The organism is Bradyrhizobium sp. Kon69 (genome assembly GCF_055807515.1).
Map to the genome: position 1 here is coordinate 24,681 of NZ_JBVVOS010000023.1, position 25,753 is coordinate 50,433.

Sequence of the window (25,753 nt, forward strand, 5' to 3'; positions counted from 1 at the left end):
GTTGGCAAAGGAGCCGATATGACGCGCCTCTCGTATTTCCTCGGCATCGCAGCGCTGGCGGCCGCGACGTCCGCGCAGGCGGCAGAGCTTCCGGCTGAGATCAAGCAGGCGGGCGCGTTGAAGCTCACGGTCAACTCCACTTACGCGCCGATGGAATACCGCGATCCCGCGACCAATGAGCTCGTCGGGCTCGACGTCGATCTGGCGAACGAGCTCGCCAAGCGCCTCGGCGTGAAGATCGTGTGGAGCGAGACGCCGTTCGCCGAATTGATCCCGTCGCTTCAGACCAGGCGCGCCGATTTCATCATCTCCGGCATCTCCGATCGCGCCTCGCGGCGCGAGACCGCCGATTTCGTCGATTATCTCGGGACCGGCCCGCAGTTCTTCGTCATGGCGGAGAACGAAGCCAGGGCCGCGACCGATCTCTGCGGCAAGAAGGTCGGCACCACCCGCAGCACCAGCTTCCCGGTCGAGATCGAGAAGTGGAGCAAGCAGAATTGCGAGCCGGCCGGCAAGCCGGCGATCCAGTACGTGCCGGGCGAGAACTCGATCGACGTCCGCAACCAGCTCAAGCAGGGCCGCATCGACGCCGCCGTGCAGGGCAGCGAGACGCTGCCTTATGCGCAGACGCAGGAAGCGGGCAAATACCGCGTGATCGGCGAGCCCTTTGCCAAAGGATATCAGGGCATCATGTTCCGCAAGGACGATGCCGCGCTTCGCGAGGTGGTGACCGAGAAGCTCACCGCGATGATCGCCGACGGTTCCTACAAGGCTGTCCTCGACAAATGGGGTCTCGGCGCCAATGCGGTCGCCCAGCCCATGCTGAACGCGGCATCGCAATGAAGACGGCACCGGCACTCGCGGAGGGTTTTCCCGACCTGTCGGGGATGCGGATCGCGCGCGAGCCGCATTGGTTTCGCTGGCTCAGCGCCGCGCTGATCGTTGCTGTGCTCGCACTGATCGTGCGTGCGTTTGCGGCCGGCCAGATCGAATGGTCCTATGTCAGCCGCTTCCTGACCGCAAAGGTCATTCTCGAAGGCATCGTCAACACCATGGTGATGGCGGTGCTGGCGATGGCGCTCGGCATCTTCCTCGGCGTGGTCGTTGCGATCATGCGGCTGTCGCCCAACCCGGTGCTGAAGACCGTTGCCGCCGGCTACACCTGGTTGTTCCGCGGCACGCCGCTGATCCTGCAACTGCTGCTGTGGTTCAATCTCGCGCTGGTGTTTCCGACCATCGGCATTCCCGGGCTGTGGAGCGCGCGCGCCGTCGACGTCATGACGCCGTTCCTCGCCGCGCTGCTCGGGCTCGGCATCAACCAGGGCGCCTATACGTCGGAAGTGATGCGCGCCGGCATGCTGTCGGTCGATATCGGGCAATATGAGGCGGCGCAGGCGATCGGCATGGGACGCTTGCGTGCGCTGCGCCGGATCGTGCTGCCGCAGGCGATGCGAGTGGTGATCCCGCCGCTCGGCAACGAGTTCATCGGCATGGTGAAGGCGACCTCGCTGGCCAGCGTCATCCAATATCCGGAGTTGCTGCACAACGCCGAGAACATCTACTACGCCAATTCGCGCGTGATCGAACTCCTGATCGTCGCCGGGCTCTGGTACCTGCTCGTGGTCTCGGTCCTGACGCCGCTCCAGATGCTGCTCGAACGCCGTTTTGCGCGCGGCACATTGCGGCTCGCGCGATGACAAAACCCCTCGTCGCGATCCGCTCCGTCAGCAAGAGTTTTGGCGAGTTTCAGGCTCTCAAAAATGTCTCGCTCGACATCCGGCCCGGAGAGGTGATGTGCCTGATCGGCGCCTCCGGCTCCGGCAAGACCACGCTGCTCCGCTGCATCAACCAGCTCGCCGCGATCGACAGCGGCGGCATCTGGCTCGACGGCGAGCTCCTGGGCGTGCGCGAGCAGGGCGGCCGGCTGCATCGGCTCAGCGAGCGCGAAATCGGGCGGCAGCGGCTGAAGACCGGCATGGTGTTCCAGCGCTTCAACCTGTTTCCGCACAAAACAGCGCTCGAAAACATCACCGAAGGTCCGCTCCAGGTTCAGGGCCGAAAGCCCGACGAGGTGCGTGCGGAGGCGATCGAGTTGCTGCGGCGCGTCGGATTGTCGGCCAAAGCGGACTCGTATCCCGCCCAGCTCTCCGGCGGCCAGCAACAGCGCGTCGCCATCGCCCGTGCGCTGGCGATGAAGCCGATGCTGATGCTGTTCGACGAGCCGACCAGCGCGCTCGATCCCGAGCTCGTCGGCGAGGTTTTGGCGGTCATGAAGGAGCTGGCGCGGAGCGGCATGACCATGTTGGTGGTGACGCACGAGCTCGGCTTCGCGCGCGAGGTCGCCGACCGCGTCGTCTACATGGACCAGGGCGCGATCGTCGAACAGGGGCGCGCTTCCGACGTTTTGGGCGCGCCGCGCGAGGAGCGCACCAGGGCATTTCTTTCGGCTGTGATCTAGCATTGGGGGCGTGTTGATGAAGAGACTTTTGGTTGCGGCGGCGTTTCTGGGCGCCATGAGCGCGTCGGTGATGGCGATCGAGTTGCCGGCGGAGATCACCAAGCGAGGCAGCATCAAGGTGGCCGTGGTGCCGAACTATCCGCCGATGGAGTTCCGCGATCCCGGCACCAACGCGCTGTCGGGCTTTGACATCGATCTCGGCGAGGCGCTCGGGCGCAAGCTTGGCGTCAAGATCGAATGGACCGAGACCAGCTTTGCCGAGTTCATGCCGTCGATTTCGACGGGCCGGGTGGATGCCATCCTGTCCGGCTTTACGGACTATGCGAGCCGGCACGAGATCGCGTCCTTCGTCGATTATTTGCGCAGCGGCCCGCAGTTCTTCGTGCAGCAGTCGCGCAAGGCGGAGTTCAAGGACGCAGCCGCGCTCTGCGGCAAGAAGGTCGGCGCCAGCCGCCGCACCATGTTCCCGGCGCAGATCGCGGCCTGGAGCGAGAAGAATTGCGGCACCAACCCGATCCAGTTCGTCGGCACCGACGGCTCGGCCGATGCCCGCACCCAGCTCAGGCAGGGCCGCATCGATGCCGCCGCCCAGGGCAACGAGACGCTGCCCTACATCATGGACCTCGAGCCCGGCACCTATGCGACTGTGGGCGAGCCCATCGCGCAGCAATTCACCGGCATCGCTCTGCCGGTCAAGGAAAAGGCGCTGCAGCAAGCGATGCTGGAGGCGGTCGATGCGCTGATCGCGGACGGCACCTATCGCACGCTGCTCGCCAAGTGGAAACTGACCGACAACGCACTCGAAAAGGCGACCCTCAATGCTGGACAGTAAGGCACTCCAGAGCATTCCGCTCACCCCAGCCAACACCGCGGATCCTGCGCCGGAATACCCCTGGCCGAAGCCGTACAATTCCGCGATGTTCCTGTCGTTCGACGTCGACGCGGAGAGCGCCTGGACCAGCAAGGACGCGGTGCACGCGCAGCGGCTCATCACCATGAGCTATGGCGGCTATGAGGCGCGCGTCGGCACGCCGAAATTGCTGGAGCTGCTCGACCAGCTCGATCTCAAGGCGACCTTCTTCGTCACGGGATGGTCGGTCGACGCGCATCCGGCGATGGCCGAGTCCATCCTCAAAGCGGGCCATGAGATCGGCCACCACGGTTATCATCATCTCCTTCCCGATCCCGGCGATCCCTGGATCGAGGAGGAGCTCGAGCGCGGCTTCGAGGCGCTCAAGCGCCGGCTTGGCGTCAGGCCGACCGGCTACCGCGCGCCTTACGGCGAGTTCACCGAGGAGCTGCGGGTGGCGCTGGTGCGTCACGGCATCGTCTACACTTCCTCGTTTCGCGACGACGTGCGGCCCTATCGGCATCGTCTCGCCGACGGCAAGCCCGGCACGATCGAGCTGCCGGTGACCGCAAGCTATGACGACTGGATGCACGGCCTGTCCGCGCGCTTCAGTCCGCGCTCGATTTTCCCCAAGGAGCATGTGCTTTCGATCTGGAAGGACGAGCTCGACGAAACCAGAGACTGGGGCGCGATGGTGACGACCGTGCTGCATCCGCAATGCAGCGGCCGACCGATGCGGCTGCGCCTGCTGCGTGAGTTTCTGACTTACGCAAAGTCGTGCCCGGACGTCTGGATCACGACCGGTGAGAAGATCGCAGCCAACTTCCTGCGCCACGAGGCCGGAAACAGCTGAGCCATGCCATGACTCGCATCCTCGTCATCAATCCCAACTCCTCCGCTTCGGTGACGGCGGCGATCGATGATGCGGTCGCGCCGCTGCGCACCGCCGGCGGACCGGCAATCGAGGTCGTTGGCCTTGCCGAGGGCCCGCCCGGCATCAGCTCGCAGCGCGACGCCGACAGCGTTGTGATGCCGCTGGTCAACCGTGTGTCGCGCGACGATGCGGATGCCTTCGTGCTCGCCTGCTTCAGTGATCCCGGCCTGCATGCGGTGCGCGAGGCGGCCGGCGGGCGCCCGGTGATGGGCATCGCCGAGTGCGGCATCTTTCGCGCAATGATGCTGGGTGAACGTTTTGGCGTCATTGCGCTGTCGCCGTCGAGCATTCGCCGCCAGCAGCGGATGGTGCGGCTGATGGGTGTCGATAGCCGCTATGCCGGAAGCTGGTCGGTCGGTGCGAGCGCGGCCGAGACGGCAGGCGCGGATATCCGGGGACGGTTGATCGAAGCCGGCCGCGCGCTGGTTGCGCAATGCCGCGCCGACGTCGTGGTGATGGGCTGCGCCGGCATGGCCTCGCATCGCGCGGCGATTGCGGATGCCATCGGTGTGCCCGTGGTCGAGCCGGCGCAGCAGGCAGTGGCCGCTGCGATCGGTGCGGTGTTGTTGAACACGTAAGATCCTTCAGGAGCCTCTTGCAATGCCCGTCTCTCGTCGTTCGCTCCTCAAGGCCGCAGCCGCTGTGCCGGCGCTGTCATTCCCGGGCATCCTGCGCGCCGAATCCCAGACTACGTTGCGCTTCATTCCCGTCATCGACCTCGCTTTCGTCGACCCCATCTATTCGACGGCGCAGGTGTCGCGAAACCATGGCTTCATGGTCTACGACACGCTTTACGGCATGAGCTCCTCCCTGCAAGTTTCGCCGCAGATGCTGTCGGGCCACGTCATTTCCAGTGACCAGCTCCAGTGGGATCTGACGTTGCGCGACGGCCTCTTCTGGCACGACGGCGAGCGCGTGCTTGCCCGCGACTGCGTCGCGAGCATCCGCCGCTGGGCCGCGCGCGACGGCTTTGGCGGTGAGCTGATGGAGGCGACGGACGAGTTGTCGGCCACTGACGACCGCACCATCCGCTTCCGCCTCAAGCGTCCATTCCCGCTGCTGCCGCAGGCGCTAGGCAAGGCCGCGATCAACGCCTGCTTCATGATGCCGGAACGGCTCGCGAGTCAGGACCCATTCAAGCCGCTGACCGAAGTGATCGGCAGCGGTCCGTTCCGCTATCTCGCCGACGAGCGCGTGCAGGGCGCGCGCAATGCCTATGCCAAATTCGAACGCTATCAGCCGCGCAGCGACGGCAAGCCGGATTGGACCGCGGGTCCGAAGATCGTGCATTACGATCGGGTGGTCTGGACCACCACGCCCGATGCCGGTACCGGCGTCGCCGCGCTGCAGACCGGCGAGCAGGACTGGCAGGAGACCACGCCGCACGACCTGCTGCCGATCATCAAGGCTGCCGGCGACATCGAGACGCGCATCCTCGATCCCCGGGGTTATGCCTGCATGCTGCGTCTCAATCATCTGCAGCCGCCGTTTGACAAGCCTGCCGTTCGCCGCGCGCTGTTGGGGGCGATCGATCAATCCGCCTTCATGACCGCGGTCGCCGGTACCGATCCGAACTTCCAGGTCTCCCCGATCGGCTATTTCGCGCCGAATACGCCGATGGCGAGCGAGGTCGGTCTTGATGTGTTCCGCGGCCCGCGCGACTACGCCAAGGTGAAGGCCGATCTCAAGGCCGCCGGCTATAATGGCGAGAAGATCGTGGTGCTCGTGCCCACCAACTCGCTGGCGCAGAAGCCGCTTGGCGAGATCGCCGTCGATTCCTTGCGCAAGGCCGGCATGAACGTCGAATATGCCGGGCTCGATTTCGCCGTGGTGTTGCAACGCCAGCTCAAGAAGGATCCGATCGGTCAGGGCGGCTGGAGCGCGGCGGTCGGCAACTGGCAGGGCATCGACTGGCTCAACCCGGCCGGCAACACCAACATCCGCGGCGAGGGCAAGGTTGCCGGCTGGTATGCGAGTGAGAAGATGGGGACCTTGCGCAGCCAGTGGCTCGCGGCCTCCGAGCTCGCGGAGCAGCAGCGCATCTGTCGCGAGATTCAGGCAGTGGCGTTCCAGGAAATCCCCTATATCCCGATCGGCCTGTACAAGCAGCCGACCGCCTACCGCAAAGCCATCACCGGCATTCTCGACGGCACCGCCGTCTTCTGGAACGTACGCCCCGCATGAGCACCTCAGCAATTTTCGGCAGCTATGTGCTGTCACGCAAGGACGGCGCGCAGGACGTGTTGCGCGACCATTGGGTCTTGGTCGAAGGCAAGAAGATTGCCGCGGTCACGCGCGACAAGCCGCGCGCGGACGAGGTGCATGACCGTCCCGGCCGCTTCGTTCTGCCCGGCCTGCTGAACCTGCATAATCACTGCTTCTCGGAAGCGGTGGCGCGCAGCCACACCGAGGACGGCAACGGCCGCCGCAACAACCAGAGCATCGTCTACACGGTGCTCTTGCCGCTGACCAAGCGCGGTGCAGATATCTTGTCGGCGGAAGAGCGCATGGCGGTCGCGCGGCTCGGCATCCTCCAACTCCTGAAGGGCGGCGCCACCACGGTGATGGAGCCGTTCCGCAATTCCATCCCGGAGATGTTCGACGCCGCCGAGGAGATGGGCATCCGTTTCTACGGCGCGCCCTATCTGTTCTCGACGTCGGACGCCAAGGCTGGCCCCGACGGCGTGGTTCACTACTCCGGCGATGGCGGCACTGCCGACATGGCGACCTGGGATGCGCTCTACCAGCGATGGAATAATCGTGGCGACGGTCGCATCGGCCTTGCGATGAGCCCACACGCCACCGACACCTGCGGCCCCGATCTGCTCAAGGCCTGTGCCGCGCGGGCGCGCGAGCTTGGCGTGCCCATAACGACGCATATGGCGCAGAGCCGCGCCGAGGTCGAAACCATCGGCAAGCGCTATGGCGGCCGCACACCGGCGCAATATCTCGACTGGCTGGGCCTGCTGGCGCCCGATCTGATGGCGGCGCACTGCATGTTCAGCACCGACGACGATCTCAAGCTGATGGCCGCGCGCGGCATGACGGTCCTCAACTGCCCGCGCGTGTTCGCGCGCGCCGGCGTCACCGCCGCGTTCAGCCGGTTCGCGGAACACGGCGTTCGCACCGTGGTCGGTACCGACGGCTACAACATGGACCTGCTCGGCGAGCTCAATGCGGCGTCGTTGATCTCCAAGATCACCTCGGCGCGCGCTGATGTCGCGAGCTCGCCCGAATTGATCGAGGCCAACACGGCGGTCGCCGCAGACGTGATCAAGCGGCCTGACCTCGGCCGCATCGAGCCGGGCGCGACCGCCGACCTTACCATTGTCGATCTCACCCATCCGCATCTTCAGCCGCTGTTCGACCCACGCCGCGCGCTGATCGCGCTCGCCAATCGCGCCAATATCGATCAGGTCATGGTGGACGGTCGCATGCTGATCGATGCCGGTCGCTATCTCGGCGCTGACGAGGCGGCGATCATAGCGGCGGGGACTGCTGCGATCGGCAAGATCTGGGACCTGCCGGAGGCGCAGGCCGCGTTCAACGGTTGAGGGCGACTTCGGAGTTGGCTTTGCGCGCCGGATGGCGTCCGCTCCTGGCAACGCAGTGCCCAGCCCCTCACCCGGATTGCTTCGCAATCCGACCTCTCCCCGCGAAAGGGCGGGGAGAGGTTAAGACTCGCGGCACGCCACGCCCGTTCAGCTGGCTCTTAGAGTGAAGGACGCACCAGTCTCTCGCTCCCTCGCCCCGTTCTTACCGGGAGAGGGTGGGGTGAGGGGCTACTTCCGCAATCGAAACTCTCGATTTAGTCCTCGAACTCCACCAGCGCCTTGCGCATGGTCTCGACCAGATCCAGCGCCACCGGCGAGGGGCTGCGCTGCGCCGGAAAGACCGCCGAGAATTCGAAGTCGATGCGCGGCAGGAAGCGGCGCACGACGACGCCGCGCGTGGAAAATTCCTGCGCGGTGAAGGGATCGCAGATGGCGACGCCAAGTCCTGACGACACCATGCCGCACATGATCTCCGACAGCGTGGTCTCGACCCTGAGCACGCGGCGGACATCGTGGCGATGGAAGACCTGGTCGACGAGATGGCGGCTCGACGAGCCCGCCGATAGCGAGATGAACGTCTCGCCCTCGAAATCGCGCGGCTCCAGCACTTCCTTTTCCGCCAAGCGGTGACCGGTGGGCAGTACAGCCACACGCGCCGGCGCCGGCAGCTTCTGGCTCGGCAAGCCGGAATGCGCGATCGGCACCTCGGCAAAGCCGACGTCACACTGATTGTTCAGCACCCAGTCGACCACGATCGGCGAGATCACGCCGAAGAAAGCGAGGTTGAGGTTGGGCCGCTCCTTCAGGAAGTGCCCGGTGAGCCGCGGCAAATAGCCATTCGACAATGCTGGAAGTGCCGCGATCCGCAGTGAGCCGGTGCGGCGGCCCCGGATTTCCTCGGCTGCCGCGGTGATGCGTTCGAGGCCGACGAAGGAGCGCTCCACCTCCGTGTAGAGCGCCATCGCCGCGGCGGTCGGCACCAGGCCGGTGCCGCGCCGCTCGAACAGCTCCATCTTCAGCAGCGCCTGGAGGTCGCGGAGCAACCGGCTGACCGCCGGCTGCGTCACTTTCATCAGCGCCGCCGCCTCGGTCACGCTTCCGGTCAGCATCGTCGCCCGAAAGGCTTCCACCTGCCGCGAATTGATCCGCGCCATCCCGAATTCCATTCATAACATTTAGGCATGCAGACGGTGCCATTATTCATTGGACGATGGAAGCCGGAGTTTGCGATCTTTTTCATCAGAGCTGGAGACGGCCCGCTTTTTCGGCAGATTGGAGGGGTTCGACCTCCGGATCGCGCCAAAACCCGCCGAGCAGGGACCGGAGCCTTGGTCGGAGAGGGTCTGCGCGGAAGGAAATGCGGAAGGTTCAGCCAACGAGACTCGTCGGCACGTCACCTCATTCCGGTATGGAGATCGGACCACATGAAGACTCTTCGCCTTCTGACAGCGGTCAGCATCGCGGCACTCATCGCCGCCCCGTCGGTCGCCACGGCCCAACAAAAGACGCTCTACGTCGCCGGCTATGGCGGCTCGTTCGAGAAGACCATCCGCGACGAGGTGATCCCGGCTTTCGAGAAGGAGAACGGCGTCAAGGTCGAGTACGTCGCCGGCAACTCCACCGACACGCTGGCAAAGCTGCAGGCGCAGAAGGGCAACCAGCAGATCGACGTCGCCATCGTTGACGACGGCCCGATGTACCAGGCGATCCAGCTCGGCTTCTGCGGCAAGCTCGAGGGACTGCCGACCGATCTCTACGACACCGCGCGCTTCAAGGACGATCGTGCGGTCGCCATCGGCATCGTCGCGACCGGCCTGATGTACAATACCAAGGTGTTTGCGGAGAAGGGCTGGGCGCCGCCGACCTCCTGGAACGATCTGAAGGACACGAAATACGCCAAGCAGCTCGTGATCCCGCCGATCAACAACACTTATGGCCTCGAAGCGCTGGTGATGCTGTCGAAGATGAACGGCGGCGGCGAAACCAACGTCGATTCCGGCTTCAAGATCTTCAAGGAGCAGATCAATCCGAACGTGCTGGCCTATGAGCCGTCGCCGGGCAAGATGACCGAGCTGTTCCAGTCCGGCCAGGCTGTGATCGCGGTGTGGGGCACCGGCCGCGTGCAGAGCTTTGCCAATACCGGCTTCCCCGTCGATTTCGTCTATCCGAAGGAGGGCGCCGCGACGTTGCTGACGACGGCGTGTCCGATCACCAAACCGAACGCCTCGCCGCTTGCGTCCAGCTTCGTCAAGATGCTGCTCGAACCCAAGATCCAGCTCGTGATGCTGAAGGACTACGGCTACGGTCCGGTGCTGAAATCGCTGGTGATCCCGCCCGAGCTCGGCAAGATGGCGCCGATCGGCGAGCGCGCGGCAAAGCTCTATAATCCGGACTGGACCGTCATCAACGAGAAGCGCGAGGAATGGACCAAGCGCTGGAATCGCGAGGTCGAGCGCTGATCGGTCATACCGGAGACAGTATGATGGCCTATCTCGAGCTCGAAGGGGTCGCCAAGCAATTCGGCGCGCAGACTGTCGTCGACGACTTCAGTCTCGCGGTGGGGAAGGGGGAGTTCATCTCCTTCCTCGGCCCCTCCGGTTGCGGCAAGACCACGACCCTGCAGATGATCGCGGGCTTCCTCGATCCCAGCCGCGGCGCGATCCGGCTGGAAGGCAAAGACCTGACCGCGATCCATCCGGCCAAACGCGGGCTCGGCATCGTGTTTCAGAGCTACGCGCTGTTTCCGCACATGACCGCGGCCGAGAACGTCGCCTTCGGCCTTGAGATGCGCAATGTGCCGCGCGGCGAACGGACCGAGCGCGTCCGCGCCGCGCTCGCGATGGTCGGGCTTGCCGGCTACGAGGATCGCCATCCCCGCCGCATGTCCGGCGGCCAGCAGCAGCGCGTGGCCCTGGCGCGCGCGCTGGTGATCAAGCCGAGCGTACTGCTGCTCGACGAGCCGCTATCCAATCTCGACGCCAAGCTGCGCGAGGAGATGCAGATCGAGCTGCGCCAGATCCAGCGTACCATCGGCACCACCACGATCCTCGTCACCCACGACCAGAACGAGGCGATGTCGCTGTCCGACCGTATCGTGGTGATGAGCCAGGGCCGGATCGAGCAGATCGGCACGCCGCAGGAGACCTATGAGAAGCCGGCCTCGGCCTTCGTCTCGCAGTTTTTGGGCAAGACCAACGACTTTGCCGCGACGATCGATCGGACCAGTGCGCCTGCGCGACTGATCGCCGGCTCCTGGAGCGCGCCTGCGCCTGCCGGGCGCAGCGGTCCCGTCACCATCAGCATTCGCCCCGAGCGGATCGACTTTGGCGACGCAGGCCTGAGCGCAAAGATCGTCACGCGCATCTTCCAGGGCAATCACTGGCTGTTCCAGTGCGAGAGCGAATGTGGCCCGGCGACCGTAATCCGCCAGAATGACGGCCGATCGCAGCCGGTCGAAGGCGAGGCCGTTCACCTCACCTGGCGGCCCGAGGACATGGGCGTGAGGGGCGTCGCATGAGCGCTTCCGCCGAGGAACGAAACGCACGCACGCCTTGGGCGCTGACCGCGCCCGCTTTGATGCTGTTCGTCGGCGTGCTCCTGATTCCGCTGGCAATGACCGTGATGCTGTCGTTCCACGATTGGGGCCAGTACAAGGGCATCGAGCCGGTTTTCATCCTCAAGAACTGGCGAGAGATTGCGACCGATCCCTACTATGCCGAAATGTTCGGGAGGACGTTTCGCATCGCGATCCTGACCACGCTGCTCACGGCGGTGCTCGGTGCACCCGAAGCCTACATCCTCAACCGCATGAGCGGACGCTGGAAGAGCGTTTTCCTGCTGGTCATCCTGGGGCCGTTGTTGATTTCCGTGGTGGCGCGGACGCTCGGCTGGGCGCTGCTGTTCGGCGGCAACAACGGCCTCGTCAACAAGCTCTTGATGTCGGCCGGGCTGATCCGGGCGCCTATCCCCTTCATGTTCACCGAAGCGGGCATGGTGGTCGCGCTTGCGCATGTGATGATGCCGTTCATGGTGCTGTCAGTGTGGGCTGCGCTGCAGCGGCTCGATCCGCAGATCGAGAATGCGGCGCTGTCGCTCGGCGCCGGCCCTGTGACCATCATCCGCCGCATCATCATGCCGCAGATCATGCCGGGCGTGCTGTCGGGGGCGATCATCGTGTTTTCGCTCTCGGCCAGCGCGTTTGCGACGCCCGCGATCATCGGCGGCCGCCGACTCAAGGTCGCGGCGACGCTCGCCTATGACGAATTCCTCAACACGCTGAACTGGCCGCTGGGTGCGGCGGTCGCCACGCTGCTGCTGGCCGCGCTGGTCTTGATCGTCGTCGGCAGCAACACACTGATCGAGCGTCGTTACGCGGAGGTGTTCCGATGAGCCGGAATGGGCCGCTGGCGCTGATCTTCCACACCATCTTCGTCATCGTCATGGTGGCACCGATCCTCGTCGTCTGCCTCGTCGCGTTCACGCCTGAAGGCTTTCTGTCGCTGCCGACAAACGGCTTTTCGCTGCGTTGGTTCAGGGCGATCGCCAACTATCCCGAATTCGTCCATGCTTTCTGGGTCAGCCTTGGCCTTGGCGCACTGTCCTCCTTCGTGGCGTTGCTATTCGCGGTGCCTGCGGCGCTGGCGATCGCGCGCTATCGGTTCCGCGGCCGTGATGCGCTCGCGGCCCTCTTTCTCTCGCCGCTGATGATCCCGCATGTCGTGCTCGGCATCGCATTCCTGCGCTTCTTCACCTCGGCTGGCCTCGGCGGCAGCTTCGCCGCGCTGATCATCGCGCATGTCATCATCGTGTTTCCGTTCGCGCTGCGGCTGACGCTGGCGGCGGCGACCGGCATGGACCTCTCGGTCGAGATGGCCGCGGTCTCGCTCGGCGCCGGCGGCTGGACGCTGTTCCGCCGCGTGACCTTGCCGTTGATCCTGCCCGGGGTCATCAGCGGCTGGGCGCTCGCCTTCATCCAGTCCTTTGACGATCTCACCATGACCGTCTTCCTCGCGGCACCCGGCACCGAAACACTGCCGGTGCGCATGTTTCTGTACATCCAGGACAACATCGATCCGCTGGTGACGTCGGTCTCGGCCTGCGTGATCGCGATCACCATGACCGCCCTCATTCTGCTCGACCGCTTCTACGGGCTCGACCGCGTGCTCGCCGGCAAGGGCGATACAGGGCGATAGGAGAATCCATGCGAACAGATTACGACGTCGCCGTCGTCGGCGGCGGATTGCTCGGCTCCGCCATCGCCTGGGGCCTCGGCCGGCTCGGCAAGCGCGTCGCCGTGCTCGACGAAGGCGACATCACCAAGCGTGCCTCGCGTGCCAACTTTGCGCTGGTCTGGGTGCAGAGCAAGGGCCTGGGCATGCCGGCCTATACGGTGTGGACCGTGCAGGCGTCACAAGCATGGAGCCGGCTCGCGTCCGAGCTCAAGCAGCAAACCGGCCTGGACGTCTCGCTTCAGCAGAACGGCGGCTTTCATCTCACGCTCGGCGAGGACGAATTCGGCCAGCGCACCGAGCTGGTCAAGCGCATGCACAACCAGACAGGTGCCGCCGACTACAAGATGGAGATGCTGCCGGCGTCCGAGGTCAAGAAGGTGCTGCCGCTGATCGGGCCTGAAGTTTCCGGCGGCAGCTTTTGTCCGCTCGACGGTCACGTCAATTCGCTGCGCACGTTTCGTGCGTTCCACACCGGCTTCAAGGCATTCGGCATCGACTATCTTCCGGAGCGTCCGGTCTCGGCAATCAGCCAGAGCGGCGGCGAATTCCGCCTGACGACGCCGCAGGGCGAGCTCCGTGCCGCCAAGATCGTGCTCGCCGCCGGCAATGCCAACCAGACGCTGGCGCCGATGGTCGGCCTCTACGCCCCGATGGGCCCGACCCGTGGCCAGATCGTGGTGACCGAGCGCACCATGCCGTTCCTGCCGCATCCGCTGACCACGATCCGCCAGACCGACGAGGGTACGGTGATGATCGGCGACAGCAAGGAAGACGAGCTCGACGATCGCACGATGAAGCATTCGATCAGCGCCGTGATGACCGATCGCGCCCAGCGCATGTTTCCGCATCTCGCGCGGCTCAACGTGGTCAGGAGCTGGGCTGGCATCCGCGTCATGCCGCAGGACGGCTTTCCGATCTACGACCAGTCGGAGACGCATCCCGGCGCCTTCGTCGCCTGCTGCCATTCCGGCGTGACGCTCGCCTCCAACCACGCGTTCGAGATCGCGCGGATGGTCGCGCAGGGCGCGCTCGAGCCGGAGCTGGTCGGCGCGTTCTCGGCCAGCCGTTTTGGCGCCGCCGGTGCCGCGAACAACAGCGGCTACTAGAGATATTGAAGGAACCAGGATGTTCAAACGATCCGAGCAGGACAAACGGCCGCCGGTGCAGATCTTCGTCGATGGCGTTGCCGTCGCGGCGCGGCAGGGCGACACCGTCTCCGCGGCGCTGCTGGCCTCGAGCTGCGATGCACGCCGTTCGACCGCGGTGAGCGGCGCGCCGCGTTTGCCCTATTGCATGATGGGCGTGTGCTTCGATTGCCTCGTCACCATCGATGGCGTCGGCAACCGACAGGGCTGCCTGGTGCCGGTCACTGAGGGCATGCAGATCGAGATTCAGAAGGGCAAGCGGGAGATCGGAAAATGACTGTGGCTCCCAAGCGCGAAGAATACGACGTCGTGGTGATCGGGGCCGGGCCTGCCGGCCTCGCCGCTGCTGCGACCTCCGCCGAAGCCGGCCTGTCGACGTTGCTGCTTGACGAGAACGTCGGGCCCGGCGGCCAGGTGTTCCGCGCCATTGCCTCGACGCCGGTGACCGAGCGCAATCAGCTGGGCGCTGACTATTGGGTGGGCGCCGATCTCGTGCAGGTGCTCCGCGCAGGCAACGCGGAGGTCATTCAGCGCGCCACGGTCTGGAGCCTCGATCGGAATCTCGACATCGCCGTCTCGATCGGCGGCGCGTCCGCCTTCGTCAAGGCCAGGCGCGTGATTCTCGCGACCGGCGCACTGGAGCGGCCTTTCCCGATTCCGGGCTGGACGCTGCCGGGCGTGATGACCGCGGGCGCCGCGCAGACGATGTTGAAATCATCGGCCCTGGTGCCGGATGGCCGCACGGTGATCGCGGGGCAGGGGCCGCTACTCTGGCTGCTCGCCGCGCAGATATTGCGTCTCGGCGGTCGCATCGATCGCATTCTCGACACCACGCAGCGCGGAAACTATTTCGCGGCTCTCCCCCACGCCTTCGCCTTCCTGATCTCGCCGTATTTCGCCAAGGGCCTGTCGATGATGCGCGAGGTGAAGGCGAAGGTGCAGGTCGTCTCCGGCGTCAGCGAGCTTGCGGCATCCGGCGACGGCCAGCTCGCGAGCGTGAGCTATGTCGCCGGCGGCAATCGCGAGACCATTCCTGCGGATCTCCTGCTGCTGCATCAGGGCGTCGTGCCCAACGTCAATCTGGCGATGGCGGCCGGAATCGAGCATCGCTGGGATGATCTGCAATTGTGCTGGTCGCCGGTGCTGGATGCGAGCGGCAATTCGTTGGTCGCCGGCATTGCGATTGCGGGCGACGGCGCCGGCATCGGCGGCGCGAACGCAGCCGTGGTGCGCGGCCGCATCGCGGCCCGCGCGGCGGTGGAGGCGTTGGCGCCTGCGGCTGCCACAAAGCTTGCGCCGATGGCGAGCCTCCGCGCCGATCTCGCCAAGGCCGAACGGGGTCGCGTTTTTCTCGACACGCTGTTCCGGCCGGCGCCGCAGTTTCGCATTCCCGCGGGCGACACCATCGTCTGTCGCTGCGAGGAGGTCACGGCAAAGGATATTCTCGATGCCGTGGCGATCGGCGCGACCGGGCCGAACCAGCTCAAGGCCTATCGCCGCACCGGCATGGGTCCGTGCCAGGGCCGGCTCTGTGGCCTCACCGTCACCGAGTTGATGGCGCAGGCACGGGGCAAGAGCCCGCAGGAGATCGGCTATTACCGGCTGCGCGCGCCGGTCAAGCCGATCACGCTCGCCGAGCTTGCCGCCGTTCCGAAGAGCGAAGACGACATCAAGGCGGTGGTGCGCGGATGACGAAAAACGTGGATGCGATCGTCGTCGGCGGCGGCATCCACGGGTGCTCGACTGCGCTGCATCTGTGTCTCGCCGGCCTGAAACCGGTGCTGATCGAGAAGGACTATGCTGGCCGTCACGCCTCCGGCGTCAACGCCGGTGGCGTGCGCCAGCTTGCGCGGCACATCCCCGAAATCCCGCTTTCGATCCGCTCGATGGGAATCTGGGAGAAGATCACCGATCTCCTCGACGACGATTGCAGCTTTGAGAGCTATGGCCAGGTCCTCGTCGCAGAGAACGAGGAGGAACTCGCGGTCTGCCGTGCGCGCGTCGCCGAGCTGAATGCGCTCGGTTTCACCCACGAGGAGCTGATCGATGCGGCCGAGTTGCGCCGCCTCGTGCCGGCGGTGGCCGAGACCTGTCCCGGAGGCGTGGTCTCGCGCCGCGACGGTGCGGCCAATCCCGCGCAGGCAACGACGGCGTTCCGGCGCAAGGCCGGGCAGCTTGGTGCGACCGTGCGCGAAGGCGTTGCCGCCACGAACATCCGGCACACCGATGGGCTCTGGCATGTCGATGTCGGCGCCGAGAGCTTTGCCGCGCCGGTGCTCGTCAATGCCGCCGGCGCCTGGGCCGGGACCATCGCTGCCGCGCTCGGTGAGCCCGTTCCGGTCGAGACCGTAGCGCCGATGCTGATGATCACCTCGCGCGTGCCGCATTTCATCGACCCCGTCGTGATCCTGCGCGGCCGCAAACTGTCCTTCAAGCAATTCAAGAACGGCACGGTGCTGATCGGCGGCGGCCATCTGGCAACGCCGTATCAGGATCGAAACGAGACGGTGCTGGACTGGAAGAGCCTCGCGACCAGCGCCCGCACCGTGTTCGAGCTGTTCCCGGTCATGCGCAGCGCGACGATCGTCCGCGCCTGGGCCGGCATCGAGGCCAAGACCAAGGACGATCTGCCCGTGTTGGGACCGAGCAGCCGGCACAAGGGCCTCTATCACCAGTTCGGTTTCTCGCTGCACGGTTTCCAGCTCGGCCCCGGCGCGGGCGCCGTCATGGCGGAGCTGATCGTCAACGGCGGCACCCAGACACGCATCGGCGATCTCGGTATCGACCGTTTCTATTCCCCCACGCTCTAGCAACAAGAGGACATCATGAGCATTACCCGCAGCATCCGCACGCCCATCATGCACCGCGCCGTCGAAGCCAACGGCTTCGTCTTCATTGGCGGCACCATCGCCGACGACACCTCGGTGTCGATGGGCGAGCAGACCCGCAATATCCTCGGCAAGATCGCCGGCTACCTGAAGGAAGCGGGCACCGACAAGTCGCGCGTCGTGAACACCACGATCTTCGTCACGGATCTTTCCAAGAAGAAGGAGATGGACGCGGTCTGGACCGAGTTCTTCGGCGACAATCTGCCGACCCGCGCCACCGTCGGCGTCGCCGATCTCGGCGGCAGCGCGCTGATCGAGGTCGTGGTCACCGCGCTCAAGGGCTAGCGGCGTCTGCCGATGTGGACTGGAGCGGGGCGTCCAGCCGCCGGAACGATGATGCCAATCCGGGCCGTCGACGGCGCGCCGGTCCCGGCGAGTCGCCCCTTGCAGTGATTTTCAAAAACCCGACGCCCTGCCCCCAGCGCGTCGGGTGGAAAAACATGAGTATCAATCCGTGATCCCAACCTAATTGTTGTGACTCGCGTCGCGCCAATTTACCACTCCGGGAAACTACCGCGTTGGAACCGGACTCCGTCAAACCTGCGCGCGGCCTAGGAGGCGGCGCTGCCGCCCGGTTCAAGCGCCTCACCCATCTCCAGCGGATGGGCCATGGTCTCGTGTAGCGCATCACGGTCGAGCTCGCCTTCGGAGATGCTGATGACGACGCAGGCGACGCCGTTGCCGATCAGATTGGTCAGCGCGCGGCACTCGCTCATGAACTTGTCGATACCGACCAGGATCGCGATCGACTGGATCGGGATGTCGGGCACGATCGAGAGCGTCGCCGCGAGCGTGATGAAGCCCGCTCCGGTCACGCCCGAGGCGCCCTTCGAGGTGATCATGGCGATGCCGAGAATGCCGAGCTCCTGCCAGATGGTCAGATGGGTATTGGTCGCCTGCGCCAGGAACAGCGTTGCCAGCGTCATGTAGATGTTGGTGCCGTCGAGGTTGAAGCTGTAACCGGTCGGAATCACGAGGCCGACCACCGAACGCGAGGCGCCGAGATGCTCCATCTTCTGGATCATCTGCGGCAGCACCGTTTCCGACGACGAGGTGCCGAGGACGATCAGGAGCTCATCCTTGATGTAGGCGATGAAGCGCAGGATCGAGAAGCCGGCGAGCCTTGCGATCGCCCCCAGCACGACCAGCACGAACAGCATGCTGGTGAGATAGAACGTGCCGATCAGGGCTGCCAGGTTGAGCAGCGAACCAAGGCCGTAGGCGCCAACGGTGAACGCCATCGCGCCGAACGCCCCGATCGGGGCGACGCGCACGATGATGCGGATGATGCCGAAGAACATCTTTGCGGCCTTGTCGATCGCCTCCGCAATCGGCTCGCCGGCCTTGCCGAGGAACGCGATGGCGAAGCCCGACAGGATCGAGATCAGCAGCACCTGCAACAGATCGCCGCGTGCGATGGCGCCCAGATAGCTGTCGGGGATGATCGCCATCAGATGGGCGATGATGCCTTCTTCCTTGGCCTTGGTGACGTAGGTCGCCACCGATTTCGGGTCGATCGTGGCGGGATCGATGTTGAAGCCGTGTCCGGGCTGGAGCACCTCGCCGACCAGAAGGCCGACCGCGAGCGCGACGGTCGAGACCGTCTCGAAATAGACCAGCGACTTCAGCCCGACCCGGCCGACGCGCTTGAGGTCGCCCATCGAGGAGATGCCGTGCACCACCGTGCAGAAGATCACCGGCGCGATCATCATCTTGATCAGCGCGATGAAGCCGTCGCCGAGCGGCTTCAGGGCCTTGCCGAGATCGGGATAGAAATAGCCAATGAGCACCCCGAGCGCGATCGCGATCAGCACCTGAATGTAGAGGATCTTGTACCAGGGCTGGTGCCGGCGGTGGATGGCTGGCTGGATCGCAATCTGTGTCATAGAATAGGCCCCGGAACGTATTGATCTTGTTTGATTTGCATCATGTGATGGCCGCCGCAGAAGCGACAATCACATTTTTGTCTGTTCGCACGAAGATCGGTCGCTGCACCGCAACTGGGGGGAACATGCCGATTGCAACGGGCTCCGACGAGCGAGCGCAAGGCTATTTTCCGCGTTGGACTCTGAAGTCCTCCGGCGTGATCATGCCCGAGCAGCGGCTGCCGCTCGGCCAGACCGTCGTCTCCGGTCTCCAGCATTGCGTCGCAATGTCGGGCTCGACGATCATCGCGCCGTTGCTGATGGGGTTCGATCCCAATGTTGCGGTGCTGTTTTCCGGCATCGGCACGCTGATCTTCTTTGTCATCGTCGCGGGGCGCGTGCCGAGCTATCTCGGCTCGAGCTTCGCGTTCATCGCGGTCGTCATCGCCGCAACCGGCTATGCCGGGCACGGGCCGAACCCGAACCTGTCGGTTGCGCTTGGCGGCATCGTCGGGGCCGGCGTCCTCTACGGCGTGATCGCGCTGATCGTGATGTGGTCGGGGGTTGGCTGGGTCGAGAGGCTGTTGCCGCCGGCCGTCACCGGCGCTGTGGTCGCCGCGATCGGTCTCAACCTCGCGCCCGTGGCGGTCAAGGCCGTGAGTGCCAATGCGTTCGACACAGGAATCGGGCTCGCGACAGTTCTGATCGTTGGCGTGGTTGCCGTTGGCGCACCTGGCCTGTGGCGCCGCCTGCCGATCATCCTCGGCGCGATCAGCGGTTATCTCTTGTACCTGCTGTTCGCGAACGGCCTCGGCTTCGGCAAGCCGATTGACTTCACCCCGCTTGCGGCTGCGCCGTGGATCGGCCTGCCGAGTTTTACCACGCCGACCTTCCAGACCGATGCGATCGTCCTGATCGCGCCGGTTGCGATCATTCTCGTCGCCGAGAACCTCGGTCACATCAAGGCCGTCGGCGCCATGACGGGCCGGAGCCTCGATGACTATCTCGGCCGCGCCTTGCTCGCCGACAGCCTCGCGACCATCGTGGCGGCCTGCGGCGGCGGCACCGGCGTTACCACCTATGCCGAAAACATCGGCGTCATGGCGGCCACGAAGGTCTATTCGACCTTGCTGTTTGCCTTCGCGGCGGCGGTGTCGATCGTGCTCGGCTTCTCGCCGAAATTCGGCGCGCTGATCCTGTCGATCCCGGGTCCTGTCATCGGTGGACTCTCGATCGTGCTGTTCGGATTGATCGCCGCGATGGCCGGCCGGATCTGGGTCGAGAACAAGGTCGACTTCTCAACTCCGGCAAACCTGATCACCGTGGCGGTCGCGCTCACCGCAGGCGCCGGCGACCTCACGCTCAAATTCGGCGCCTTCACGATCGGCGGGATCGGCACCGCAACCTTTGGCGCCATCATCCTGTACCAGATCTTGACTTCGCCATTCGCGCGCCGCGTCGAATGAATCACAGCGATGCGCTGAGGGATGGAACAAAAAGCCGGTTCCGTCGCTGATCAGGGCATCCCGGAGAGAACCCATGCCACAAACCGATCGCTCGACCTCGTTCCACTCGCGTCTTGTCGGCCAGTACGCGCTGGTGACCGGCGCCTCCCAAGGCATCGGCCGCGCCGTCGCCATCCGGCTTGCCCAGGAAGGCGCGACCGTGGCCATCAACTATTTCGGTCACCCTGAAGGGGCTGAGGAGACGCTCGCGCTCGCGCGGACGGCGTCGGGTGATCGCGGCCACGGCAGGCTCGATCACATCATCGTCAAGGCCGATGTCGGTCATGAGCAAGAGGTTGCCGCGATGTTCGAGACGATTCTGGCGCGTTGGAAGCGCCTCGACTGCCTTGTCAACAATGCCGGTTTCCAGCGGGAATCGCCGAGCGAAGCGCTCGACATCGAAACCTACCGCCGCATCATCGACGTCAATCTCAACGGTGCCGTGTTCTGCGCCCAGAAGGCGCTCGCGCATTTCGTCGCGCGCGGCGCAGGCGGCAGCATCATCAACTGCTCCAGCGTGCACCAGATCATCCCGAAACCCGGCTACCTCGCTTACTCGATCAGCAAAGGCGGCATGGCCAATCTGACGCGTACGCTGGCGCTGGAATTCGCCGGCCGCGGCATTCGCGTCAATGCGGTCGGTCCCGGCGCGATCGACACCCCGATCAACGCGGCCTGGACCGGTGATCCGGAAAAGCGCGGCGTGGTCACCAGCCACATTCCGCTCGGCCGCGTCGGTACGCCGGAAGAGATCGCCGCCGTGTTCGCCTTCCTCGCCTCGGACGAGGCAAGCTACATCACCGGCCAGACCATCTACGCTTGTGGAGGCCTGACACTGTTTCCCGAGTTCCGGGACAATTGGGCGAGCTAGCAAAGATCACGAGCGTCCTTGCTGTTGTCGCGGTCTGTCCGCGGCGCCGACGCTCATCGTCGAGACTTCTCGCGATGCAATCCAGCAACAGTCGTGAAAAAGCGGGCTCTCGGCGTCGCACGCACGGACGAACTCAACCGAACGGTTGATGTGCGGTCCGCCGTCTCCCTTCACCCTCGCTGAACCCGGGATCGATGGGACATTCCCATCCGTCCCCTCGCAATATGGCCAACCGATCGATCAAGATCGGCCTATTTCTCAGAATTGAGAGCGCAAATGCTTGGTGTGATTGCTGAGGCGCTGTTTCGTCTGAAATCCCGCACGTCTGCCGCTCAAATTCGGAGGCGGCCAAGGCCTGGGGTCGGCGTCCTTCTATCTGCAGCGCTCTCGATGCTCGTGCTGGCGTTGGCTTCCGCGCCCGCTGCCGCGCAGGTCTGCGGCGAGGCGGTGACAGGCGCCCCTCTTGGCACAGCGCTGGGCGGCGTGTCTTGCGGCGGCGACGCGAGCGGCGGTGGCAGCAGCGCGTTCGGCAACAGTACAGCAAGCGGCAGTGGCAGCGTGGCGATCGGTAACGGAAGCACGGCGAGCGGCACCGCCAGCGTGGCGAGCGGCGTCCTCAGCAATGCGAGCGGTCACAGCGCCATCGCGATCGGCGGAATCGCTCAGGCGACCGCGGACAACAGTACGGCGATCGGCGTGACCAGTCAGGCGACCGGCGTGGCCGCGAGTGCCTTTGGCGCCAACAGTACGGCGGGCGGCGTCTACAGCACTGCGATCGGCGGTGGTGCTTCGGGAGCTTCTGCTGCCAGTTCGACGGGGAATTATAGTCTGGCGATGGGAGGCGGCGATGGCGTCGGCGGCGTAGGTGCCGTCTCGACCGGCAGCAAATCGATCGCGATCGGCATCAGCAGCGTTGCCGCGGGTGTGTCTTCGACGGCTATCGGGAGCGGAGCGAGTGCCGGCACCGCGAACGCCGTTGCCTTGGGCAACGCGGCCATCGCAAGCGGCACCAATTCCCTCTCGGCCGGCAACAGTTCCAGCGCCATCGGTGCAAGTGGTATCGCTATCGGCGATGGTGCAACCGCCGGCACCGGCGCGAATGCCGTCGCCATCGGCACCGGCGCCTCGGCAGGCTTTGCGAACTCCGCCGCCATCGGCTCCGGTGCGACAGCAACGGCCGTCAACCAGGTCGCGATCGGGACCGCCAGCAACACTTATCGCATGGCCGGCGTCGCGTCGGCGGCGAGCCTTGCGGCACAGAGTGGACCGGTGTCCTTCGTGACGACCGATGCGGCCGGCAATCTGGCAACGTCCAGCTTCAATCCGGCGAACATCACCTCGCTGCAGTCGCAGGTGACCTCGTTGCAGTCGCAGGTGATGGACAACCGGCTCGAAGCCCGCAGCGGCACCGCTGTCGCGCTCGCGGCCGGCCCGATGCCGGCGCTGCAACAGGGGCGCAAATTCGCGCTCTCGGCCGGCTACGGCAATTTCGAGGGCGCCAACGCGCTTGCGGTCGGCGCAACGGCACTGCTCTATGACGGCAAGAGCTATGCTATTATCGCCAATGCAGGCGGCGGTATCGGACTCGAGCGCAGCGTTGCAGGTGGACGTGGTGCTGTCTCGATCCAGTGGTAGGAAGAACCCATTCGTCATGACGCTGCGTTGGTTGAGCGCGGGCCTTCGTCTTCCGATTGCCGGTCTTCTGATCCTGGGGGCGGTGACGACAGCTGCGCAGCAGACGCCGCCGCAGCCCCACCAGACGCCGCCGTCGCAGCAGCAGGCGGCCAAGCCCGCCAATATCGACCGCAACGGTGTGCTGATGCTGATCCGCTCGACGCTGCTCGCGCTCGACCACGCCAACAAGACCGGGAACTACACCGTGCTGCGCGACCTCGGCGCGCCCGGCTTCCAGGTGAACACCGCCGCAAAGCTTGCGGAGATCTTTGCCAAGCAGCGTGGCGACAAGCTCGATCTCTCCGGCCTTGCCGTGATCGATCCGCAATTGTCGCTGCTGCCGCAGATCGAGCCGAACGGGCTTCTGCACATGGCAGGATTTTTCCCGTCGGTGCCGTCCCAGGTGAATTTCGAACTGATGTTTGCACCGGTCGAAGGACAATGGCGTGTGTTCGGCGTGTCATTGTCGGTGGGGCAGTCCGCACCGGTGGCGCCCACCGCACCTGAAGCTGCGCCTGGCAAGGCCGTCGTCTCACAAAAGCAATCCGCCCCGCCGAAGCCGGGCGCGCCTGCGAAACAGTCTCCGGTCTCGACTCAATGAGAGACGAGGTGCGGATGCCGAATCCGTTGTTCGACATCTCGGAGAGCCCGCCGTGATATCCGAAGCCGCTCTGCTGTCAGACCTGACCGGCCTGATTTACGACGCCGCGCTCGATCCCGCCTTTTGGTCGCGCGCCCTCGAACAGGCCTGCCTGTTTGTCGGCGGGTCGTCCGGCGCCCTGTTCTGGCATGATGCGGCCACAGAGCAAACCGCGGTGCTGCACCTCTTCAATGAGGAGCCGGACTACACGAAGCTCTATCTCGAGAAATATCTCGCCTTGAACCCGTGCTTTCCAGCGGCCACTTTCTGCGAGGCTGGTCTCGTCTATGCATCAACCGACTTCGTCCCCTTCGAGGAGATGGTGGCGACGCGCTTCTACGAAGAGTGGATGAAGCCGCAGGGCATGATCGATGCGCTCGGATCGAATCTGGAGAAGGGCGCAACCTATTCATCGATCGTCAGTGTCCGGATGCATGAGAAAGACGGTCTCGCCGACGCCGACGCCCGCAGCCGGTTTGCGCTGATCGTGCCGCACTTCCAGCGCGCGGTCTCGATTGGCCGGCTATTCGATCAGAACAGGGCGACACAGGCGGTGTTGACCCAGACGCTCGACAGCGTCACGGCGGCCGTCTTTTTGGTTGGTCCCAACGGACGCCTCGCCTTCACCAACACGCCCGGCCGCGCGATGCTGGACGAGGCCGCGCTGCTCACGGAAAGAAACGGAACGTTGTTCGCTGTTGCCCTCGACGCGCAGCGCGCGTTGCGCGAAGCGCTTGTCGCCGCGGAGAACGGCAATACGCCGACAGACAGCGGCGGCTCGATTCCGCTCGGGACCTCGCAGGGCCGCTGGTTTGCCAACGTGCTGCCGTTGACCTCGGGGGACCGGCGGCGTACCGGCGCGCTGCATTCCGCGGTTGCCGCGGTGTTCGTGCGCAAGGCCTCGCCGGCCAATCCGCCGCCACTGGAGGCGCTTGCAAAACTCTACAGGCTCACCGCAAGCGAGGTCCGCCTGATCGACGCCGTCATGAAGGTGAGCGGGGTCAAGGCGTTGGCCGAGCTGCTCGGGCTGACGCAGGCGACCGTCAAGACACACCTCCACAACGTCTTCCGCAAGACCGGTACGGCGCGGCAGAGCGAGCTCGTGAAGCTGATTGCGGGATTCGACCGGTCCGAACGGCCGTGATCTGGCAAAACCGGCCTGCGCGGACTACATCTGCGCCATGGCAAATCATCCTCTGGCAAATGATCCGCTAGCAAATCATCCGCTCCGGGATTTCGTCGGCCGGCACGAAAATCTGTTCGTGCTGACCGGTGCCGGCTGCAGCACCAATTCGGGCATTCCCGACTATCGCGACAGTCACGGCAATTGGAAGCGGACCCAGCCTGTGAACTTCCAGGCTTTCATGTCGGAAGAGCATACGCGCCGGCGCTATTGGGCGCGCAGCCTGATCGGCTGGCGGCGGTTCGGCCAGGCGAGGCCGAACGATGCGCATCACGCGCTTGCCCGGCTCGAGGCGAGCGGGCGTTGCGGAATGCTGCTGACCCAGAACGTCGACCGGCTGCATCAGTCCGCCGGCCACCGCCGGGTAATCGACCTGCACGGCCGGCTCGATCTGGTCCGCTGCTTGGACTGCGGCCAAAAGACGCCGCGGAGCGAATTCCAGGAGATGCTCGGCCGCGCCAATGCGGAATGGTTGACGCTCGATGCCGCCGATGCACCCGACGGCGATGCGGACCTGGAGCATGCGGATTTTTCGTCGTTCAAGGTGCCTCCTTGCGAAGTCTGCGGCGGCATCCTCAAGCCCGATGTCGTGTTCTTCGGCGAGAACGTCCCGCGTGACGTGGTTGCTACCGCGCAGGATCATCTGGCGCAGGCCGACGCCATGCTCGTCGTCGGCTCGTCGCTGATGGTCTATTCCGGCTTCCGCTTCGTGCAGGCTGCCGCGCAACGGCAAATCCCGATCGCTGCGGTCAATCTCGGACGCACCCGCGCCGATGATCTCCTCACGCTGAAGGTCGAGGAGCGCTGCGAGGCGGCGCTTGCATTCCTGCTCTGATCGCGCGGGCTGCGAACACGCCTTGCCTATTGCATGGGTGCCAAGCAGAATAGCTGGGCACAGCATGTTCCTGTCACCCATGGCATGGAAATTGCTGCGCTTTTGTCCTCAGTCTTGACG

The 25,753-nt window shown here is 65.0% G+C and carries 25 protein-coding genes; 23 read left to right on the forward strand and 2 right to left on the reverse strand.

From position 1 onward, the window contains the following. Positions 1-18: 18 nt before the first annotated feature. The 8 genes from AC0L3U_RS27550 to AC0L3U_RS27585 are packed head-to-tail and all read left to right on the forward strand — an operon-like array spanning position 19 to position 7,796. Positions 19-843 carry an ABC transporter substrate-binding protein gene (locus tag AC0L3U_RS27550; RefSeq protein ID WP_473363929.1) on the forward strand — a complete coding sequence of 275 codons (825 nt, stop codon included), beginning with the start codon at positions 19-21 and terminating at the stop codon, positions 841-843. After that, the gene (locus AC0L3U_RS27555; RefSeq protein ID WP_456767980.1) at positions 840-1,697 is read left to right on the forward strand and encodes an amino acid ABC transporter permease; all 858 of its coding nucleotides are present in this window, start codon (positions 840-842) and stop codon (positions 1,695-1,697) included. Before AC0L3U_RS27550 ends, AC0L3U_RS27555 begins: the two co-directional genes overlap by 4 nt. Beyond that, a complete protein-coding gene (locus AC0L3U_RS27560) occupies positions 1,694-2,458 on the forward strand; it encodes an amino acid ABC transporter ATP-binding protein (RefSeq protein ID WP_473363930.1) in 765 nt (254 codons plus the stop codon). Before AC0L3U_RS27555 ends, AC0L3U_RS27560 begins: the two co-directional genes overlap by 4 nt. A 16-nt stretch (positions 2,459-2,474) precedes the next feature. Further along, positions 2,475-3,290 (forward strand): ABC transporter substrate-binding protein, encoded by an 816-nt coding sequence (locus tag AC0L3U_RS27565; protein ID WP_473363931.1) that lies wholly within the window; start codon positions 2,475-2,477, stop codon positions 3,288-3,290. Next, on the forward strand, positions 3,277-4,161 hold the full coding sequence (locus tag AC0L3U_RS27570; RefSeq protein ID WP_473363932.1) for a polysaccharide deacetylase family protein: 885 nt from the start codon (positions 3,277-3,279) through the stop codon (positions 4,159-4,161). Before AC0L3U_RS27565 ends, AC0L3U_RS27570 begins: the two co-directional genes overlap by 14 nt. Before the next feature lie 8 nt (positions 4,162-4,169). Then, positions 4,170-4,820 carry an aspartate/glutamate racemase family protein gene (locus tag AC0L3U_RS27575; RefSeq protein WP_473363933.1) on the forward strand — a complete coding sequence of 217 codons (651 nt, stop codon included), beginning with the start codon at positions 4,170-4,172 and terminating at the stop codon, positions 4,818-4,820. Positions 4,821-4,842: 22 nt separating this feature from the next. Further along, complete coding sequence (locus tag AC0L3U_RS27580) at positions 4,843-6,426, forward strand: ABC transporter substrate-binding protein (protein ID WP_473363934.1); 1,584 nt, start codon at positions 4,843-4,845, stop codon at positions 6,424-6,426. Then, on the forward strand, positions 6,423-7,796 hold the full coding sequence (locus AC0L3U_RS27585; RefSeq protein ID WP_473363935.1) for an amidohydrolase family protein: 1,374 nt from the start codon (positions 6,423-6,425) through the stop codon (positions 7,794-7,796). The genes AC0L3U_RS27580 and AC0L3U_RS27585 overlap by 4 nt, the downstream gene beginning before the upstream one ends. 254 nt (positions 7,797-8,050) lie before the next feature. Here AC0L3U_RS27585 and AC0L3U_RS27590 read toward each other — a convergent pair whose 3' ends face one another. Further along, the gene (locus AC0L3U_RS27590; RefSeq protein ID WP_473347494.1) at positions 8,051-8,950 is read right to left on the reverse strand and encodes a LysR substrate-binding domain-containing protein; all 900 of its coding nucleotides are present in this window, start codon (positions 8,948-8,950) and stop codon (positions 8,051-8,053) included. A gap of 270 nt (positions 8,951-9,220) precedes the next feature. Here AC0L3U_RS27590 and AC0L3U_RS27595 point away from each other — a divergent pair, with 270 nt between their 5' ends. Genes AC0L3U_RS27595 through AC0L3U_RS27635 form a run of 9 tightly spaced genes read left to right on the forward strand, consistent with a single transcriptional unit; the run spans position 9,221 to position 17,345 of the window. Further along, a complete protein-coding gene (locus AC0L3U_RS27595) occupies positions 9,221-10,255 on the forward strand; it encodes an ABC transporter substrate-binding protein (RefSeq protein ID WP_473363936.1) in 1,035 nt (344 codons plus the stop codon). A gap of 23 nt (positions 10,256-10,278) precedes the next feature. Beyond that, entirely contained in the window at positions 10,279-11,313 is a 1,035-nt protein-coding gene (locus tag AC0L3U_RS27600; protein WP_473363995.1) for an ABC transporter ATP-binding protein, read from the forward strand. Then, entirely contained in the window at positions 11,310-12,185 is an 876-nt protein-coding gene (locus tag AC0L3U_RS27605; RefSeq protein WP_473363937.1) for an ABC transporter permease, read from the forward strand. Before AC0L3U_RS27600 ends, AC0L3U_RS27605 begins: the two co-directional genes overlap by 4 nt. Further along, complete coding sequence (locus AC0L3U_RS27610; RefSeq protein ID WP_027570300.1) at positions 12,182-12,988, forward strand: ABC transporter permease; 807 nt, start codon at positions 12,182-12,184, stop codon at positions 12,986-12,988. Before AC0L3U_RS27605 ends, AC0L3U_RS27610 begins: the two co-directional genes overlap by 4 nt. Positions 12,989-12,996: 8 nt before the next feature. Next, the gene (locus tag AC0L3U_RS27615) at positions 12,997-14,133 is read left to right on the forward strand and encodes an NAD(P)/FAD-dependent oxidoreductase (protein WP_473293807.1); all 1,137 of its coding nucleotides are present in this window, start codon (positions 12,997-12,999) and stop codon (positions 14,131-14,133) included. Positions 14,134-14,152: 19 nt separating this feature from the next. Next, entirely contained in the window at positions 14,153-14,449 is a 297-nt protein-coding gene (locus AC0L3U_RS27620; protein ID WP_007614350.1) for a (2Fe-2S)-binding protein, read from the forward strand. After that, positions 14,446-15,864 (forward strand): FAD/NAD(P)-dependent oxidoreductase, encoded by a 1,419-nt coding sequence (locus AC0L3U_RS27625; RefSeq protein WP_473363938.1) that lies wholly within the window; start codon positions 14,446-14,448, stop codon positions 15,862-15,864. The genes AC0L3U_RS27620 and AC0L3U_RS27625 overlap by 4 nt, the downstream gene beginning before the upstream one ends. Continuing rightward, positions 15,861-16,982: an NAD(P)/FAD-dependent oxidoreductase gene (locus AC0L3U_RS27630; RefSeq protein WP_473363939.1), complete on the forward strand. Its 1,122-nt coding sequence runs from the start codon at positions 15,861-15,863 to the stop codon at positions 16,980-16,982. The genes AC0L3U_RS27625 and AC0L3U_RS27630 overlap by 4 nt, the downstream gene beginning before the upstream one ends. A 15-nt stretch (positions 16,983-16,997) precedes the next feature. Further along, positions 16,998-17,345 carry a RidA family protein gene (locus tag AC0L3U_RS27635; RefSeq protein WP_473363940.1) on the forward strand — a complete coding sequence of 116 codons (348 nt, stop codon included), beginning with the start codon at positions 16,998-17,000 and terminating at the stop codon, positions 17,343-17,345. Between the two features lie 266 nt (positions 17,346-17,611). On the opposite strand, the gene AC0L3U_RS27640 is transcribed toward AC0L3U_RS27635, so the two are convergent. Beyond that, the gene (locus AC0L3U_RS27640; protein ID WP_473363941.1) at positions 17,612-18,946 is read right to left on the reverse strand and encodes a dicarboxylate/amino acid:cation symporter; all 1,335 of its coding nucleotides are present in this window, start codon (positions 18,944-18,946) and stop codon (positions 17,612-17,614) included. A 125-nt stretch (positions 18,947-19,071) separates the two neighbouring features. On the opposite strand from AC0L3U_RS27640, the gene AC0L3U_RS27645 reads away from it, so the two are divergent. The 6 genes from AC0L3U_RS27645 (at position 19,072) to AC0L3U_RS27670 (ending at position 25,633) form a co-directional block, all read left to right on the forward strand. After that, positions 19,072-20,391 carry a solute carrier family 23 protein gene (locus AC0L3U_RS27645; protein ID WP_473363942.1) on the forward strand — a complete coding sequence of 440 codons (1,320 nt, stop codon included), beginning with the start codon at positions 19,072-19,074 and terminating at the stop codon, positions 20,389-20,391. 73 nt (positions 20,392-20,464) lie between these two features. Further along, positions 20,465-21,301, forward strand: a complete 837-nt coding sequence (locus AC0L3U_RS27650) for an SDR family oxidoreductase (protein ID WP_473363943.1) — start codon at positions 20,465-20,467, stop codon at positions 21,299-21,301. A 390-nt stretch (positions 21,302-21,691) separates the two neighbouring features. Continuing rightward, positions 21,692-22,936 (forward strand): YadA-like family protein, encoded by a 1,245-nt coding sequence (locus AC0L3U_RS27655; RefSeq protein WP_473363944.1) that lies wholly within the window; start codon positions 21,692-21,694, stop codon positions 22,934-22,936. 16 nt (positions 22,937-22,952) lie between these two features. Next, a complete protein-coding gene (locus tag AC0L3U_RS27660) occupies positions 22,953-23,576 on the forward strand; it encodes a hypothetical protein (RefSeq protein WP_473363945.1) in 624 nt (207 codons plus the stop codon). A 52-nt stretch (positions 23,577-23,628) separates the two neighbouring features. Next, positions 23,629-24,759 carry a helix-turn-helix transcriptional regulator gene (locus AC0L3U_RS27665; protein ID WP_473363946.1) on the forward strand — a complete coding sequence of 377 codons (1,131 nt, stop codon included), beginning with the start codon at positions 23,629-23,631 and terminating at the stop codon, positions 24,757-24,759. Positions 24,760-24,796: 37 nt separating this feature from the next. Next, entirely contained in the window at positions 24,797-25,633 is an 837-nt protein-coding gene (locus AC0L3U_RS27670; protein ID WP_473363947.1) for an NAD-dependent protein deacetylase, read from the forward strand. Positions 25,634-25,753 lie beyond the last annotated feature (120 nt).

What these genes read in the sequence shown, in the direction of transcription:
- AC0L3U_RS27550 (WP_473363929.1), top strand. Translation starts at nt 19, where the DNA reads ATGACGCGCCTCTCGTATTTCCTCGGCATCGCAGCGCTGGCGGCCGCG.
- AC0L3U_RS27555 (WP_456767980.1), top strand. Translation starts at nt 840, where the DNA reads ATGAAGACGGCACCGGCACTCGCGGAGGGTTTTCCCGACCTGTCGGGG.
- AC0L3U_RS27560 (WP_473363930.1), top strand. Translation starts at nt 1,694, where the DNA reads ATGACAAAACCCCTCGTCGCGATCCGCTCCGTCAGCAAGAGTTTTGGC.
- AC0L3U_RS27565 (WP_473363931.1), top strand. Translation starts at nt 2,475, where the DNA reads ATGAAGAGACTTTTGGTTGCGGCGGCGTTTCTGGGCGCCATGAGCGCG.
- AC0L3U_RS27570 (WP_473363932.1), top strand. Translation starts at nt 3,277, where the DNA reads ATGCTGGACAGTAAGGCACTCCAGAGCATTCCGCTCACCCCAGCCAAC.
- AC0L3U_RS27575 (WP_473363933.1), top strand. Translation starts at nt 4,170, where the DNA reads ATGACTCGCATCCTCGTCATCAATCCCAACTCCTCCGCTTCGGTGACG.
- AC0L3U_RS27580 (WP_473363934.1), top strand. Translation starts at nt 4,843, where the DNA reads ATGCCCGTCTCTCGTCGTTCGCTCCTCAAGGCCGCAGCCGCTGTGCCG.
- AC0L3U_RS27585 (WP_473363935.1), top strand. Translation starts at nt 6,423, where the DNA reads ATGAGCACCTCAGCAATTTTCGGCAGCTATGTGCTGTCACGCAAGGAC.
- AC0L3U_RS27590 (WP_473347494.1), bottom strand. Translation starts at nt 8,950, where the DNA reads ATGGCGCGGATCAATTCGCGGCAGGTGGAAGCCTTTCGGGCGACGATG.
- AC0L3U_RS27595 (WP_473363936.1), top strand. Translation starts at nt 9,221, where the DNA reads ATGAAGACTCTTCGCCTTCTGACAGCGGTCAGCATCGCGGCACTCATC.
- AC0L3U_RS27600 (WP_473363995.1), top strand. Translation starts at nt 10,279, where the DNA reads ATGGCCTATCTCGAGCTCGAAGGGGTCGCCAAGCAATTCGGCGCGCAG.
- AC0L3U_RS27605 (WP_473363937.1), top strand. Translation starts at nt 11,310, where the DNA reads ATGAGCGCTTCCGCCGAGGAACGAAACGCACGCACGCCTTGGGCGCTG.
- AC0L3U_RS27610 (WP_027570300.1), top strand. Translation starts at nt 12,182, where the DNA reads ATGAGCCGGAATGGGCCGCTGGCGCTGATCTTCCACACCATCTTCGTC.
- AC0L3U_RS27615 (WP_473293807.1), top strand. Translation starts at nt 12,997, where the DNA reads ATGCGAACAGATTACGACGTCGCCGTCGTCGGCGGCGGATTGCTCGGC.
- AC0L3U_RS27620 (WP_007614350.1), top strand. Translation starts at nt 14,153, where the DNA reads ATGTTCAAACGATCCGAGCAGGACAAACGGCCGCCGGTGCAGATCTTC.
- AC0L3U_RS27625 (WP_473363938.1), top strand. Translation starts at nt 14,446, where the DNA reads ATGACTGTGGCTCCCAAGCGCGAAGAATACGACGTCGTGGTGATCGGG.
- AC0L3U_RS27630 (WP_473363939.1), top strand. Translation starts at nt 15,861, where the DNA reads ATGACGAAAAACGTGGATGCGATCGTCGTCGGCGGCGGCATCCACGGG.
- AC0L3U_RS27635 (WP_473363940.1), top strand. Translation starts at nt 16,998, where the DNA reads ATGAGCATTACCCGCAGCATCCGCACGCCCATCATGCACCGCGCCGTC.
- AC0L3U_RS27640 (WP_473363941.1), bottom strand. Translation starts at nt 18,946, where the DNA reads ATGACACAGATTGCGATCCAGCCAGCCATCCACCGCCGGCACCAGCCC.
- AC0L3U_RS27645 (WP_473363942.1), top strand. Translation starts at nt 19,072, where the DNA reads ATGCCGATTGCAACGGGCTCCGACGAGCGAGCGCAAGGCTATTTTCCG.
- AC0L3U_RS27650 (WP_473363943.1), top strand. Translation starts at nt 20,465, where the DNA reads ATGCCACAAACCGATCGCTCGACCTCGTTCCACTCGCGTCTTGTCGGC.
- AC0L3U_RS27655 (WP_473363944.1), top strand. Translation starts at nt 21,692, where the DNA reads ATGCTCGTGCTGGCGTTGGCTTCCGCGCCCGCTGCCGCGCAGGTCTGC.
- AC0L3U_RS27660 (WP_473363945.1), top strand. Translation starts at nt 22,953, where the DNA reads ATGACGCTGCGTTGGTTGAGCGCGGGCCTTCGTCTTCCGATTGCCGGT.
- AC0L3U_RS27670 (WP_473363947.1), top strand. Translation starts at nt 24,797, where the DNA reads ATGGCAAATCATCCTCTGGCAAATGATCCGCTAGCAAATCATCCGCTC.